Here is a 15,532-nt window from a genome sequence, read left to right on the forward strand (position 1 = left end):
TATCGGGCTTAACCACAGCCTACTTCGGGTGCCGCCCGACGTTGGGGCGGCACACTGCCGTCAGACGCTATGCATCTAGCGCGCGGCAATCTTCTGCAAGCCAGCCGATTTCAATCTGCTGGCCCGGCTTCAGGCGTACCTGATCCGGTGCGTTGCGAGTTTTGATGATAAAGTTGTCGGTCCCCGCGACGCGCAAACGCGTGCGGAAAATGTCGCCCATATAGACGAACTCAAGCACTTCGGCTTTCAGCGTATGTGCGCCTTCGGCCATCCGGTCCTTGTTGAATTCAACGCGTTCGGGCCGGATCGACACACGGGTGCGTTCGCCTGCCTTGGTCACGTTGATCGGCTTGGCCTCGATCAGGCCGCCCCCATCAAGCTGCACAATGCAGGTGCCACCCTTGATCTCTTTTACGACGCCTTCCAGCGTGTTGTTTTCGCCGATGAACTGCGCAACAAAGCTGTTTTCGGGCTCTTCGTACAGCAAATCCGGCGGGGCCAACTGTTGGATGCGACCGTTTTCAAACACGGCAACGCGGTCCGACATGGTCAGCGCTTCGGTTTGGTCGTGGGTCACATAGACAACGGTAATACCCAGTTCGTGGGCAAGATGCGTGATCTCGAACTGCAAGGTTTCGCGCAGTTGTTTATCCAAGGCACCCAAGGGTTCGTCCATCAGGACCAGTTCGGGTTCAAACACCAAAGCGCGGGCCAAGGCGACACGCTGTTGTTGACCACCGGAAAGTTGCGCAGGGCGGCGGCCGCCAAAGTCGCCCATCTGAACCCGGTCCAGCGCGATCTTGACCTGCTTTTCACGCTCGGACTTGCCGATCTTGCGGACTTCCAGCGGAAAGGCGAGGTTTTCGGCGACTGTCATATGCGGGAACAGAGCGTAGTTCTGGAACACCATGCCGATGCCGCGCTTGTGCGGTGGGATGTTGTTGATCGACTTGCCGTCAAGGCGGATATCGCCGTGTGTGGCGGTCTCGAACCCGGCCAGCATCATCAGGCAAGTTGTCTTGCCCGATCCCGATGGCCCAAGCATTGTCAGGAATTCGCCCTTGGGCATGGATAGGTTCAGGTCTTTGACGACTAGATTTTCGCCGTCATAGCTTTTTTGTACGCGTTCAAATTCGACAAACGCATTTGTTGCTGACGTATCTGCCAAAAGTTGGCTCCCTATTTCATTTTTTTCTGTGCTTGAGCACTTGTTGACCGAAAGTTAAAGCGGGCTGTCCCAAAGTTTGCAACCAATTAACGCTGGTTTCTTGGGAAATGTCCCATTTGCAGGAAGAAATCCGGTTATTCTGCCGGTTTTAGTGTTTTCGACTGCAAATTAAGCAGGGATTCTCGCGTTATTAGGATTGCTGGCCTGACGAACCTGCCCCAATCTAAGACTCACCCGGCGTTGGAAAGGATGCTTTATATGCCCGCAATTGATCTGCCATTTTCCCCTTTAGAATATGACCGTCGCCTGAAACTGGTGCGCGATGAGATGTCCAGACGCGGGCTTGATGCGCTTTTCGTGACCGATCCCAGCAACCAGGCGTGGCTGACCGGATACGACGGATGGTCATTTTATGTGCACCAGGGCGTAATTATCTTGCCTGATGCCGATCCGATCTGGTGGGGGCGCAATCAGGACACCAATGGCGCGCTTAGAACGGTGTGGATGGGGGCCGATGCGGTGCGCGGGTATGCCGATGGCTTTGTCCAGTCGACAGAACGTCACCCGATGCAGGACCTTGCCAAGCATCTTGCGGGCGCTGGTGTCGAGGCGGGGCGCATCGGTGTCGAAATGGACAACTACTATTATTCGGCCAAGGCGCATGCGTCGCTTTGCGAAAGCCTTCCCAAGGCGCAGGTGGTCGATGCCACGGCTTTGGTGAACTGGAAACGTACCGTCAAATCCGAACCTGAACTGGCCTTTATGCGCAAGGCGGCGCAGATTTCCGAAAAGATCGTTGATGGCTTGCTAGAGCGGGTTGAACCAGGCGTGCCCAAGAATGAGATCGTCGCCGAGATATACCGTGATGCGATCCGTGGCGTTGACGGCGCGTGGGGGGATTATCCTGCGATCGTGCCGCTGTTACCATCAGGATCAGACGCCGCCGCGCCGCATCTGACATGGGATGGCCGGCCCTTTGCAACCGGAGAGGCAACGTTTTTCGAGATTTCAGGCTGTTACCGACGCTATCACGCGCCGTTTTGCCGGACGCTGTTCCTTGGAACGCCGCCCGATTTCCTGAAACGGGCCGAGGCCGCGCTGGTCGAAGGGTTGGAGGCCGGTCTGGATAAGGCGCGTGCCGGGAACCGTGCTTGCGACGTGGCAAATGCGCTTGCCGCACCGCTGGAAAAGGCAGGGATCGAACGCGGAGCGCGCTGTGGTTACCCGATCGGGATCAGCTATCCTCCGGATTGGGGCGAACGCACGATATCGCTGCGGTCCGAGGACGAGACTGTGCTAGAGCCGAACATGACCTTCCATTTCATGCCCGGTCTCTGGATGAAGGATTGGGGGATCGAGATCACCGAAAGCATCCGCATCCGCGAAGATGGCGCGGCAGAAACCTTCTGCAATCGACCCCGGAAGATGTTCGTTAAATGACCCTGCAAGCGACCGTTGACCTGCTGGATCGGCTGATTGCCTATCCGACCGTTTCGACCGACAGCAATCTCGAGATGATCATCGACCTGTCCGGCAGGTTGCAATCGCTTGGTGCGCGCACGCATATCTTTGGCGATGAAACCGGCAGCAAGGCGACCTTGTTCGGCAGCCTTGGGCCGGACGTCCCGGGGGGGGTATTGCTGTCGGGTCATTCCGATGTTGTGCCTGTGACGGATCAGGATTGGTCAAGCGATCCGTTCCAGATGCGACAGGCCGACGGTCTGCTTTACGGGCGCGGTACTTGCGACATGAAAGGGTTCATCGCGGCAAGTGTCGTGATGGCCGAACGTTATGCCGCGCTGCCATTGAAGCGCCCGGTGCATTTCGCCTTTACCTATGACGAAGAAACCGGATGTCTGGGCGCGCAGGCGCTGATCCCGGAACTGACCCGCCTTGGCATCAAGCCCGACATCGCCATCATCGGAGAGCCGACAGAGATGCGCGTGATCGAGGGCCACAAGGGATGCTGCGAATACACCACGCGGTTCGAGGGGCTTGAGGGGCACGGGTCGTCGCCCGATCTGGGCGTGAACGCTGCCGAATACGCGGTGCGATATGTGGCCCGCCTGATGGCGCTGCGCGAAGATTTGCGGGCGCGGGTCCCGGCAGGCAGCCGGTTCGAGCCGCCCTATACCACGATCAACATTGGGCGGGTTCAGGGCGGTCATGCGCATAACGTGATTGTCGGCAAGGCCGAGGTCGATTGGGAATTCCGCCCTGTGCAAACCAGTGATTTCCGCTTTGTCAAAGACACGATGGAGGCATTTATCGAACAGGATTTGCTGCCCCAAATGCGCGCTGTCTATCCGCAGGCCGATATCTCGACCGAGACGTTGGGCGAAGTCGTGGGCCTTGAACCCATGACCGAAAACGCCGCGCGCGATCTGATGGTGGGGTTGTTGGGGGCGAACAGCGCTGGCGTTGTCCCGTTCGGCACCGAGGCCGGTCTGTTTCAGCAGATGGGCATGGATGTCATCGTGTGCGGGCCCGGGTCGATTGCGCAGGCGCACAAGCCCGATGAATTCGTCAGCCTCGACCAGCTTGATGCCTGCCTTGGCATGCTGGAACGCCTTGGGCAAAGGTTGGTGTAGGGGCGCAAGTTACGCTCGCGCCCCGAAACCGGTTCAGCCCAAAGGCGAGTCGGCATCGTGGATGTGATCCTCGGCAGCTTTCAGCAGATCGCCGTCCTTTAGCGCGGTATAGGTTTCATCCAACGCTTTCTTGGCGCGGGTCATGAAGGTGTTGATTTCTTCGGGCGTGATGACCAGCGGCGGGGAAATGATCATGCGGTCGCCGACATGGCGCATCACCAGATTGTTGGCAAAGCACCGTTCGCGGCACATGTAGCCGACGGTGCCCGCGTCGCTGGCAAATTTCGACCGTGTTTCCTTGCGCGGGGACAGTGGCAAGGACGCCATCATGCCCGAGATGTTGACGCCGCCCACAAGCGGATGTTCGGACAGCTTATCCAGCCCTTCCTTGAGGGCGGGACCGGCGACAGTGTTCACGTGATCAAGGATGTTTTCGTCTTGAAGGATACGCAGGTTTTCCAGCGCGACGGCAGAGCAGACCGGGTGACCGGAATAGGTGTACCCGTGATTGAATTCGCCTGAATTGATGACTTCGGCAATTTCGTCGCAGACGATCGACCCACCGATGGGCTGATAGCCCGAGCTGAGCCCCTTGGCGATTGTCATGATGTGCGGCTTGATCCCCATGGTCTGCGAGCCGAACCAGTTGCCGGTACGACCGAACCCGCAGATCACTTCGTCAGCGATGATCAGGACATTGTATTTGTCGCAAATGCGCTGGATTTCGGGCCAGTAGGTGCTGGGCGGAACGATAACGCCGCCAGCCCCTTGGACCGGCTCACCGATAAAGGCCGCGACGTTGTCCGCACCAAGCTCAAGGATTTTCGCCTCAAGTTCTTGCGCACGGGCAAGGCCAAAGGCTTCGGGCGTATGATCGCCACCCTCGGCCCACCAATCGGGTTGGTTGATGTGGTGGATGCCGGGGATCGGCATGCCGCCCTGTTCGTGCATGTAGCTCATTCCGCCCAGCGATCCGGACCCCATGGAGGACCCGTGATAGGCGTTCTTGCGGCTGATGATGTGGGATTTCTCGGGCTTGCCCTTCATCGCCCAATAGGTGCGGACCATGCGGATGTTGGTGTCATTCGCCTCGGACCCCGAGCCGGCAAAGAAAACATGGTTCAGGTCGCCGGGGGCGAGGCTTGCGATTTCCTTGGCCAGTGCGATGGCAGGCACATGCGATGTCATGAAGAAGGTGTTGTAATAGTTCAGTTCCAGCATCTGGCGCGCCGCGACATCCGCCATTTCCTGACGGCCGTAGCCGATGTTGACGCACCACAGGCCTGCCATGGCGTCCAAGATCTTGTTGCCTTCGCTGTCGGTCAGGTAAACGCCCTTGGCGCTGGTGATGATGCGCGCGCCCTTTGCGGCAAGTTCATCATTGGTTGTGAACGGGTGCATGTGATGCGCGGCATCCAGAGCCTGGAGTTCAGCGGTGGGCATGTGGTTGGTGATATGGGACATTTGTGCACCTCAGGGCATGAGAAAAAGCTTTGGCCAAACAATATGATCAAATTATGCCGAGTCAATCGAATCGCTGCAGATGTGTCGGAAATTAAAGCGAAGCCTGAATTTGCCGCATGCCTTGGGCGACGTCTTCGGCCATGGCATGGGCTGCGGCAGCCGCGTCGCGGTTCTGGAAAGCGGCGAGAAGATCGGCGTGTTTGTCGGGCAGGTTCAAGGTGCCGAAACGTCCGCACACAACCCGCAGCGATGGCCCGAAACGCAGCCAAAGCCGGTCCACGGTTTCGCTGGTGATCGGAGCATCGGCGCAGCTGTAAATCTGGGCATGAAACTGGTAGTTCCGGGTCAGGTATTCGCCGATATCACCGCGCGCAATGGCCGAGTTGAGCAGGACATCGGTCTGCGTCAAGCGGTCCAGTCCTTCGGGTGTCATCCGTGTTGTGGCGCGGCGGGCCAGCTCTGGTTCCAGTGTTTTACGGATAAAACCCAGTTCTTCCGTGTCAGCAGCGGTCAGGCTGGGAACAACGACGCGGCGATTGCCCTGATGGATCAGGGCACCTTCGGCGATCAGGCGGCGCAAGGCTTCGCGCACGGGCGTCATCCCGGCATTCAGAAGGCTGGTCAGCCCTTGGATGGTGACGGCTTGTCCCGGTGCCAGATCGCCGAAAAGGATCAAGGTGCGCAGATGTGCATAGACATGTTGATGCGCCGGAATTTTCGACGCAATGTCCGGTGTCAGATCGGGTGAAATCGTGACGTCAGTTAATGTCATGTGCCTGCTCAAAATATGGTCAACGGGTGAAGCTTGCGAAGGGTACGCTTGCATGAAACGATAAATCAACTTGTCGCAAGACGCAAAACTTGATCAAATTGATGAAAGGCCGGGATCAACCGGGTCTAACCAACGGGAGCAATCGAATGAAATACGGCATATTAAGCGGCGTGGCCGCAACTGCCCTGATCGCAACCTCTGCCTTTGGCGAAGAGGTGCGTGTTTACAACTGGTCCGATTATATCGACGAATCCTTGCTGCAAAAGTTTGAGGACGAAACCGGGATCGACCTGATCTACGACGTGTTCGACAGCAACGAAGTGCTTGAAACCAAGATGCTTGCGGGCGGGTCCGGCTATGACGTCGTCGTGCCGTCGGGCACCTTCCTGCAGCGCCAGATTTCGGCGGGCGCGTTTCAGAAGCTGGACAAATCCAAGCTGCCCAACCTCGCGAACATGTGGGATGTGATCGATACGCGGGTGGCGAAATATGACCCCGGTAATGAATACGCGATCAACTACATGTGGGGAACCACCGGCCTTGGCGTGAACATCAACAAGGTCAAGGAAGTGCTGGGCGAAGATGCGCCGGTTGATTCGCTTGCATTGGTCATGGACCCCGCGAACATGGAAAAGCTGGCGTCCTGCGGCGTTCAGTTTCTGGATGCACCGGTCGAAATGATCCCGGCGGCGTTGAAGTACATCGGTGAAAACCCTGACGCGCAAGACGTCGAGACCATCGAGAAGGCAGAACCCGTTCTGACCGCCATCGCGCCTTACGTTCAGAAATATCACAGTTCCGAATACATCAACGCATTGGCCAACGGCGAAATCTGCGTGGCCTTCGGATGGTCTGGCGATATCCTGCAGGCGCGCGACCGCGCGGCAGAGGCCGACAATGGTGTGGAAATCGAATATTACGCCCCGAAAGAAGGTGCGTTGATGTGGTTTGACAACATGGCGATCCCGGTCGATGCGCCGAACCCCGATGGCGCGCATAAGTTCCTGAACTTCATCATGGATGCGCAGAACATGGCGGCGGCGTCCAACTACGTCTATTATGCCAACGGCAACAAGGCGAGCCAGGAGTTCCTGGTCGAAGACGTGATTGGCGATTCCGCGATCTATCCTGACGAGGCAACGCTCGAGAACCTCTATACCACGTCGCCTTATTCACCCAAAGTGCAGCGTGTCGTCACGCGCCTGTGGACAAAGGTCAAATCCGGTACCTAATCTGATTTGATCAGGGGCAGGGCGTTTTGGTCCTGCCCTTTTTTTCTGCCCCCCGTCCGTTTCCGGTCTGTGCAAAGGAATGCCCCAAAGTGAGCCAGAAAATATTTGCCCCTTGGGATGACCCGGATCAAAAGCCGCTGATCCGGTTCGAGAATGTCACTAAGAAATTCGGTGACTTTACGGCGATCGATGATCTGACGCTGAATATATACGAAAAGGAATTTTTCGCGCTGCTTGGCCCATCCGGCTGCGGCAAGACGACGATGATGCGGATGCTTGCAGGGTTTGAAAACCCGACCTCGGGCAAGATGGAGCTTTCTGGCAAGAATATTGCGGGCATCCCGCCGAACAAGCGCGCGGTGAACATGATGTTCCAGTCCTACGCGCTGTTCCCGCACCTGAGCGTCTGGGAAAATATTGCCTTCGGTCTGAAGCGTGGCGACATGGCCAAGGATGCGATTGCGGCACGGGTTGATGAGATGCTCAAGCTGACCCGGTTGACGAAATTCGCGCGGCGCAAACCGCATCAGATTTCCGGTGGCCAACGGCAGCGCGTGGCGCTGGCACGGTCCCTGGCGAAGGCACCGAAGCTGTTGCTGCTGGATGAACCGCTCGGCGCGCTGGACAAGAAGTTGCGCCAGGATACGCAGTTCGAATTGATGGACATTCAAGAGAGTACCGGCACCACCTTTGTGATCGTGACCCACGACCAGGAAGAAGCGATGACCGTTGCCAGCCGTGTGGCTGTCATGGACGAAGGCCGCGTCATTCAGGTCGCCACGCCGGACGGCATTTATGAGGCCCCGAATTCAGTCTATGTTGCTGATTTCATTGGGGATGTTAATATCATCGAAGGCAAGGTCAAAGCCGCAGGTGACGGGATGTACCACCTTGACTGGGCCGCCAACGAAGCGCCATTGCTCGCGACGTCGGAAGTGCCGTTTAGTGACGGGCAAACTGCGCATCTCGCGATCCGCCCCGAAAAGATCGCGATCACGACGGAAAAACCGGACGAGGCGAAGAACGCCGTGCAGGGCAGCGTGCTGGACATCGCCTATCTGGGCAACCTCAGCACCTACTATGTTCAACTGGCGGGGGGGATGATCATCAAGGCGCAGACCGCCAACACCCGCCGTTTGTCCCGCCGCAGTATCACTTGGGAAGACAAGGTCTGGGTGTCGTGGAACGGCACCGCTGGCGTGTTGCTGGAGCGATGAACATGCGTCGGTTCTTTCTGATCGCGATACCCTATGCGTGGCTATTGGCGCTGTTCCTGATCCCCTTCGTGATCGTGTTCAAGATTTCGCTTTCCGATCTTGCGCTGTCGATCCCGCCTTATGCGCCAACGATGAAAGACGGTTTTGCGCAGATGTTCGCAGATTTCGATCTGGAAAACTTTGTGTTTCTGACGACCGACGATCTGTATTGGAAGGCCTATCTGAGCAGCTTGAAGATCGCCCTGTTTTCAACGGCATTGGCGTTGATGGTTGGCTATCCGATGGCCTACGGGATGGCGCGTGCGCCGGAAGAATGGCGGCCAACACTGATGATGCTGGTAATCTTGCCGTTCTGGACCAGCTTTCTGATCCGGGTCTATGCGTGGGTGGGCATTCTAAGCAATGAGGGGCTGTTGAACCAGTTCCTGCTTTGGACGGGCATCATCGGTGAACCGCTGACCATTCTGAATACGACGACAGCGGTCTATATCGGGATCGTCTACACTTACTTGCCGTTCATGATCCTGCCGATTTACGCCGCACTTGACCGACTGGACGAATCCCTGATCGAAGCCGCCGAGGATTTGGGCTGTTCGCGCAGCAAGGCGTTTTGGCTGGTGACGGTGCCGCTGTCGCGCAACGGGATCATCGCTGGCTGCTTTCTAGTGTTCATCCCTGCGCTAGGCGAATTCGTTATTCCGTCGCTTCTGGGTGGGTCCGGCACGCTGATGATCGGCAAAGTCCTGTTCGAAGAATTCTTCAACAACCGGGATTGGCCCGTCGCAAGTGCGGTGGCAGTGATCTTGCTGCTGATCCTGATCGTCCCGATCATCCTGTTCCAGCGCAACCAGCAGCGCCAAGCGGAGGCTGAAACGTGAAGCGCACAAGTTGGTTTACCGTCACGTCGCTGACCCTTGGGTTCGCATTTTTGTACCTGCCGATGGTGCTGTTGGTGATCTACAGCTTCAACAGCTCGAAACTGGTGACCGTCTGGGCCGGTTTTTCAACCAAATGGTACGGCGAATTGATGCAGAACGAAGAGTTTCTGGATGCCGCTTTGGTCACGTTGAAGGTCGCCGTGGCATCGTCGACCTTGGCGACACTTCTGGGGACAATGGCAGCCTACGTTCTGGTGCGGGGCGGGCGGTTCATGGGGCGCACTTTGTTTTCCGGTATGATCTATGCCCCGCTGGTGATGCCCGAAGTAATCACGGGCCTGTCCTTGTTATTGCTTTTCATCGGCGTCGGCCTTGATCGCGGTGTGCTGACCATCGTGCTGGCGCATACGACATTTTCGATGTGCTATGTCTCGGTTGTCGTGTCATCGCGTCTGGTGTCCTTCGATCGCTCGCTGGAGGAAGCGGCGCTTGATCTGGGCTGTTCTGCCTTTGACGCCTTTCGGTTGGTGACCCTGCCGATCATCGCGCCGGCCGTAATCTCGGGCTGGCTGTTGGCCTTCACGCTGTCGCTGGACGATCTGGTGATTGCGTCGTTCACGACCGGACCGTCTGCAACGACGCTCCCGATCAAGATCTGGAGCGCCGTGCGCCTTGGTGTCTCTCCCGAGATCAACGCGCTGTCGACGATCATGATTGCCATCGTCACCGTCGGCGTGATTAGTGCATCGCTTGTTTCCAAACGTAGCGCGATAAAGGCACAGCAGGACATGCAGGCCGCAGAACGCGGGGCCACGTGAAACATATTTACGACGCCTTTGCCTACAGCGATGCGCCGCGGGCGCAGTGCTGGTGGGATCAGACCTGCGATATTCCGGTGCGACCAGCACTTGAACAGGATGAAACCTGCGATGTTGCTATCATCGGCGGTGGTTTCACGGGCATTTCAGCCGCGCTTCATCTGGCCGAGGCTGGCGTGAAAGCGGTCGTGCTCGAGAACCGGTATGTCGGTTGGGGTGCCTCGGGACGCAATGGCGGATTTTGTTGCCTTGGCGGCGGGCGGTTGGGCGACGCCGCGCTGGACCGCAAATTTGGCCGCGAAGACCGATTGGCGTACCGCGCTACAGAAATGGCGGCCATCACTTTGGTTGATGCCTTGACCAAACGTTTCGACATCGACGTTGACCGTCATTCGAACGGCGAAACCGAATTGGCCCATCGGCCCCGTGATATGGACGATTTGCGGGCGCGCGTTGCACAGATCAAGGAAAACTACGGGCTTGATGCAACGCTCATCGAAAAGAAAGACCTTGAAGCGCATGGTTTGAAGGGGCCCTTTCATGGGGGGCTGACGATTCCGGCGGGGTTCGGGCTGAACCCGCGTAAATATATCACCGGGCTGGCGGCAGCAGCAGAAGCGGCAGGCGCGCGGATTTATCATGATACGGCAGCGCAGCAGATCAATCGGCGCGGGGACAGCTACGAAATCAGAACGCAGGGCGGGATCCTTAGGGCTGATAAGGTGATCGTTGCGACGAACGGCTACTCCTCGGAAGATTTGCCCGAGTGGCTTGCCGGTCGCTACATGCCGGCGCAATCTTCGGTAATCGTGACACGTCCCCTGTCGATCCAAGAGCTGGCAACCGCTGGCTGGACCAGTGATCAAATGGTCTATGATACGCGCAACCTGCTGCATTATTTCCGTCTAATGCCAGACCGCAGGATGCTTTTCGGCATGCGGGGTGGACTTATGACAGGCCCGACCGCCGAAGGTCGCGCGCTTGATCGTGTCAGACGCGACTTTGAGGCGATGTTCCCGGCATGGTCCGGGGTGGAAACCCCCTATGCCTGGTCCGGTATGGTATGCATCGCGCGCGATCAGATGCCTTTCGTGGGCGGGATTCCGGGCCATAACAATCTCTTTGCGACCCTGTGTTATCACGGCAACGGGGTCGCGATGGGAAGTTATTCAGGTGCCATGATCGCAAACGTCGTGATGGGTAAGACCTTTGATGGCCCCTACCCAAAATCGATGCAGAGGCCGCTGAAGAAATTTGAATTCGGGTCGCTTCGCCGCGCGGTTATGCCTTTGGCCTATCTTGGTTTTGCGCTTGCTGATCGTTAGATGGAATTGACACGGGCGTGCGTTTGGCGCAGTTAAAAACCAAATTTAATTAGGAATACTGATTTATGAAAATTGCGATGATTGGCACCGGTTATGTTGGATTGGTTTCCGGCGTTTGCTTCTCTGATTTTGGGCATGACGTAATTTGTGTCGATAAAGACCCCAAGAAAATCGCCCAACTGGAAAAGGGGATCGCCCCGATTTACGAACCCGGCCTGGAAGATCTGATGGCGAAAAACGTGGCCGCTGGCCGGCTTTCGTTTACGCTGGACCTTGCGAAGGCGGTTGATGGGGCCGATGCTGTCTTTATCGCTGTCGGGACCCCAACGCGCCGGGGCGATGGCCACGCCGATTTGACCTTTGTCATGGCCGCAGCCGAGGAAATCGCTTCTGCCTTGACGGGTTATGCCGTGGTTGTAACCAAATCGACGGTACCGGTCGGGACAAACCGGCAGGTTAAAAATGTCATCGAAAAAGCCAATCCGGCGCTGGAATTCGACGTTGCATCGAACCCGGAGTTTCTCCGTGAGGGGGCTGCGATTGATGATTTCATGCGCCCTGATCGTGTGGTTGTCGGGGTCGAGAGTGATCGCGCAGCCGAGGTGATGAATGATATCTACCGCCCACTTTATCTGCGCGAGTTTCCAATCATGTCGACTGATTTGGAAAGCGCTGAAATGATCAAATACGCAGCAAATGCGTTTTTGGCGACAAAGATCACCTTTATCAATGAAATTGCCGCTTTATGCGAACGTGTTGGCGCAGACGTAAAAATGGTGTCGAAAGGCATGGGGCTGGACGGTCGGATCGGATCAAAATTCCTCCACGCAGGACCAGGATACGGCGGCAGCTGTTTTCCGAAAGATACGCAGGCATTGGCCCGCATGGGGCAAGATCATTCAAGCCCGATGCAATTGACTGAAACCGTCATCAAGGTAAACGATGAGGTTAAGCGCCGCATGGTCGATAAGGTTGTCGACATTTGCGGCGGGTCGGTGAACGGCAAGGTGATTGCTGTTTTGGGGGTGACCTTCAAACCTAATACGGATGACATGCGCGATTCGCCAAGCTTGACGATTGTCCCTTCTTTGGTCGGAAACGGTGCAAAAGTTCGTGTCGTCGATCCGCAGGGCAAGCGCGAGGGTGAAGCTTTGCTTCCGGGAGTGTCTTGGCTTGAGGATGCCTACGAGGCAGCACAAGACGCGGATGCCGTCGTTCTGATGACTGAGTGGAATGAATTTAGGGCATTGGACCTTGAGCGCATGGCCAAGCGCATGACATCGCCGGTCATGGCGGACCTTCGGAATATCTATAATCCCAAAGACGCTGAGCGGGCTGGCTTCACGGCCTATGTGTCAATTGGCCGTGAAGGATACGGTATTTAGTCAGTCTCACGCAGCGCTCTTATCTGATCAGCCGTAATCTCGCTCCCTCCTGCCAATATCAGGCGGGAGCCGCTATTCTCGATACGTGCCTCGACAATGCGAGAGTAGCTTTCGGCTGGCGTGGTACTGATCACTTGACCACTCGCTTTGCTTTCGACGCCAAAAGTATAAAGGCCGTTTGCGAATGGTGTACCATCACTTGAAACGCCAGCCCATTGCACTTGGCTTTCAGAAAGAGACAGCGGGCTGCGTTGGACCTCTTTGCCCTGTGCGTCGTAAACGATGAGTTGAGCCGAATCGGCCGACGCCGCTATGTTCGGTGCGATTGTGAGAGGGGCACCATTGAATTGCACTGGTGCCGTCGAACGCGCTTCCATCCCGATCCACCCGGCGACCTGCCCGATATTACCACCCCCGATCTGGGTGGTTAGCGCCGTCAACAAGTCGTTTGACTTCACCTGCTGTTCAACCATCGAAAACTGGGCCAGCTGTGCTGAATATTCTGAGGAATCAATGGGTTCAAGCGGGTCTTGATACCTTGCCTGTGTCGTCAGCATTTTCAAGAATGTTTCAAAATCTGAAGATATAACACTTTTTGATTTGGGCTGAGCCTCTGTGGCGGCAGGCGTTGCGGCTGTCAGGGAGGTAGCAGTTATACTCATGGTTTTTCCTTTATATCCGCAGGTCAAGACCGGCCTGAGGGCCTGTTGAAGGTTGTTCGCCATTCGCTGTTGAACGGGGCAACTGGATTTCTTGATCGGCGTTCGGCGAATCTCCAGTAAGGGATGAGCTGCGGTCCCTGCCGGGATCAGGGTTTTCATTGCTGAAAGAGAATCTAGGGTTTTGATAACCTAGTTCGCGAAGCTCTTGATTGAGCTGATCAATGTGACGACGAAGCAGCTCCAAAGTCTCAGGACGCTCGGCGAGAATGCTGACTACTACCCCGTTATCTGCCGCAACAATCGAAAGCTTGACGCGTCCCAATTCTTCCGGGCTTAGTGCAACATCTACGGATTTCCCGTTGTTTGCATGAACGACCTCAGCCAGTTGTCTTGGAATATGCTGCGGCATATCTGCTTTCCCGACTGCGAGTCCCATGTTCTGGGTCGTAGCCCTTGGATGATCGGTGCCCGGCAGGGACCCCAGCTCATCAGAAAGAGGAGGGTCGATTTCTAGGTCCCCAGTGCTTAGGTTGGCTGTGGAGTCAGTGACGAAAGAAGGCCTTTGGTGCCCCTGTCCAGAAATTTGGGTTTTCGCACTCTGCCAAGCATTTGACTTGCCGACGACATACAGTGCTGTCGTCTGATCTGAATCCTTTGGAACAGTGTGACCTTCAACATCTCGTTGAAATACTTTTTCGCCTGTTGTTGATTTTTGTACGAGAGTGGCTTGCTCAACATTAATAGGAATATTTTGAATTGCCGAGCCTTGCTGAGTTCTTGAAGTAGAGGGTTCTTGGGTTGCTTGGCCGCCATGTAGCTGCGTCGGGAAATCCCCGTCACGCAGCAATGGTGGGGCTGTGTTTTGCTGCCTTGGCATCGCCGAGTTCTGTTGTACGGAACTCATAAACCTTTCTTCAGGAACGATGCGTGAAATCTGTTCATCGGCTGGCAGCTTTTCAATGCCTGTGTTGTGCTGGCGAATGTTATAGATTTGATCAGTTTTTTGCTGGCCGGTTTCGGCGATTGCCATCTTTGTCTCGGATTTCGGTATGTTGTGATTTTCCGCGCTTACTAACACCGGGGGCCGCGTAACATCTGAAAGTGTGCCTTCACCCGTTTGGGCCAAGGGTTGAGAGTTAAGGAGGACCAGTTGCTTTTCCGTTGCGGTCGGCGATTGAGACATTTTTATATCCCCGGTTTGGCCGCCTAGGCTGTCATGCTGGTTCCGTGGCACTAGATGTGCTTCTGAAGCCGTGACTTGGGTCCTTTCTCGCAAAGAAACTGTTTGCGAAGCCTGTGAATCTGGAAATTGTATCTTCTGGAGCCGAACTGCGTTCAGGGCTAGATCTGGATTAGGTGAAGGGGTGTTTTGGCGTATTTGCAGGCCCGGAGTTTGAAAATTCTTAGTCTCCGTTTCTCGGGCCGACTGAGGCCCAGTGGCGGGGGCAGAATTTCCGTTGTCATCAATTTGGAGTGCATTATTTCCTAGCTCGGCTGCATTGGGAGCATGGCTTAACGATGTCATCACCTTTGACAATGGCTGCACCAAGCTTGGCATTATCATACCCTCAAGCACGGGAATGATACGCGTTGTTTTCTGGGCGGATGTTGACGGGTCGGGTTGATCGATGTCGATTTGATCCCGTACTTCGTGCGGGTCTTTGCTGTCCAAAGCACGCTGGTCCTGAGGTGTTTCATCCAAAACCGCGTCAGTTTTCTCTCGCGCTGTTTTTGCTTCTGGGGCGGTATCGGATGCTGTGTTGTGGGCCTTATCAACAGCCTCGCGCTTTGTGGGAAGCGCCTGATCAGACACTTCCGTTTCAGGTGTATCCTTAGAAACCCCTTCGAAAACATCTGAGAAAAGTTGGGTTCTCGATGACTGGTTTTCGCTATTCGCATGAGCATATGCGGGATTGGCCTGAGAGGTTTTGACCTCAGTTGGCGCAACTGGAAGCGCTTGAAGAAATTGCATTTGGATTCTCCGCGGGACATCGTTCATCGCCATATTCTTTGCACGGAG

13 protein-coding genes are annotated in these 15,532 nt (G+C 56.1%); 8 read left to right on the plus strand and 5 right to left on the minus strand.

Annotation, left to right across the window (positions count from 1 at the left end; all coding sequences use genetic code 11):
• Positions 1–67: 67 nt before the first annotated feature.
• Positions 68–1,168: an ABC transporter ATP-binding protein gene (locus RGAI101_RS13080; protein ID WP_008225827.1), complete on the minus strand. Its 1,101-nt coding sequence runs from the start codon at positions 1,166–1,168 to the stop codon at positions 68–70.
• Positions 1,169–1,417: 249 nt separating this feature from the next.
• Between RGAI101_RS13080 and RGAI101_RS13085 the strand changes: the two genes are divergently transcribed.
• Positions 1,418–2,608 carry a M24 family metallopeptidase gene (locus tag RGAI101_RS13085; RefSeq protein WP_008228433.1) on the plus strand — a complete coding sequence of 397 codons (1,191 nt, stop codon included), beginning with the start codon at positions 1,418–1,420 and terminating at the stop codon, positions 2,606–2,608.
• Complete coding sequence (gene argE, locus RGAI101_RS13090; RefSeq protein ID WP_008228927.1) at positions 2,605–3,759, plus strand: acetylornithine deacetylase; 1,155 nt, start codon at positions 2,605–2,607, stop codon at positions 3,757–3,759. The genes RGAI101_RS13085 and argE overlap by 4 nt, the downstream gene beginning before the upstream one ends.
• A 33-nt stretch (positions 3,760–3,792) precedes the next feature.
• On the opposite strand, the gene RGAI101_RS13095 is transcribed toward argE, so the two are convergent.
• Complete coding sequence (locus RGAI101_RS13095) at positions 3,793–5,223, minus strand: aspartate aminotransferase family protein (RefSeq protein WP_008228742.1); 1,431 nt, start codon at positions 5,221–5,223, stop codon at positions 3,793–3,795.
• A gap of 91 nt (positions 5,224–5,314) precedes the next feature.
• Complete coding sequence (locus RGAI101_RS13100; RefSeq protein ID WP_008224973.1) at positions 5,315–5,995, minus strand: GntR family transcriptional regulator; 681 nt, start codon at positions 5,993–5,995, stop codon at positions 5,315–5,317.
• 146 nt (positions 5,996–6,141) lie between these two features.
• Here RGAI101_RS13100 and RGAI101_RS13105 point away from each other — a divergent pair, with 146 nt between their 5' ends.
• From RGAI101_RS13105 to RGAI101_RS13130, 6 genes are all read left to right on the plus strand, one after another.
• Positions 6,142–7,227, plus strand: coding sequence for a polyamine ABC transporter substrate-binding protein (locus tag RGAI101_RS13105; RefSeq protein WP_008228752.1), 1,086 nt, complete (start codon positions 6,142–6,144; stop codon positions 7,225–7,227).
• A gap of 89 nt (positions 7,228–7,316) precedes the next feature.
• Entirely contained in the window at positions 7,317–8,444 is a 1,128-nt protein-coding gene (locus tag RGAI101_RS13110) for an ABC transporter ATP-binding protein (RefSeq protein WP_008225770.1), read from the plus strand.
• Between the two features lie 2 nt (positions 8,445–8,446).
• Positions 8,447–9,322, plus strand: a complete 876-nt coding sequence (locus RGAI101_RS13115; protein ID WP_037229577.1) for an ABC transporter permease subunit — start codon at positions 8,447–8,449, stop codon at positions 9,320–9,322.
• The gene (locus RGAI101_RS13120; protein WP_008225434.1) at positions 9,319–10,140 is read left to right on the plus strand and encodes an ABC transporter permease; all 822 of its coding nucleotides are present in this window, start codon (positions 9,319–9,321) and stop codon (positions 10,138–10,140) included. Before RGAI101_RS13115 ends, RGAI101_RS13120 begins: the two co-directional genes overlap by 4 nt.
• Positions 10,137–11,465 (plus strand): NAD(P)/FAD-dependent oxidoreductase, encoded by a 1,329-nt coding sequence (locus RGAI101_RS13125; protein ID WP_008225967.1) that lies wholly within the window; start codon positions 10,137–10,139, stop codon positions 11,463–11,465. Before RGAI101_RS13120 ends, RGAI101_RS13125 begins: the two co-directional genes overlap by 4 nt.
• 65 nt (positions 11,466–11,530) lie before the next feature.
• Positions 11,531–12,850: a UDP-glucose dehydrogenase family protein gene (locus RGAI101_RS13130; RefSeq protein WP_008225249.1), complete on the plus strand. Its 1,320-nt coding sequence runs from the start codon at positions 11,531–11,533 to the stop codon at positions 12,848–12,850.
• Here the strand turns inward: RGAI101_RS13130 and RGAI101_RS13135 are convergent.
• The gene (locus RGAI101_RS13135) at positions 12,847–13,512 is read right to left on the minus strand and encodes a flagellar hook capping FlgD N-terminal domain-containing protein (protein WP_037228228.1); all 666 of its coding nucleotides are present in this window, start codon (positions 13,510–13,512) and stop codon (positions 12,847–12,849) included. The two genes, RGAI101_RS13130 and RGAI101_RS13135, sit on opposite strands and share 4 nt — an antisense overlap.
• A gap of 10 nt (positions 13,513–13,522) precedes the next feature.
• Positions 13,523–15,484, minus strand: coding sequence for a flagellar hook-length control protein FliK (gene fliK, locus RGAI101_RS13140; RefSeq protein ID WP_198133699.1), 1,962 nt, complete (start codon positions 15,482–15,484; stop codon positions 13,523–13,525).
• Positions 15,485–15,532 lie beyond the last annotated feature (48 nt).

This window comes from Roseobacter sp. GAI101 (assembly GCF_000156335.1).
GTDB lineage: Bacteria > Pseudomonadota > Alphaproteobacteria > Rhodobacterales > Rhodobacteraceae > Sulfitobacter.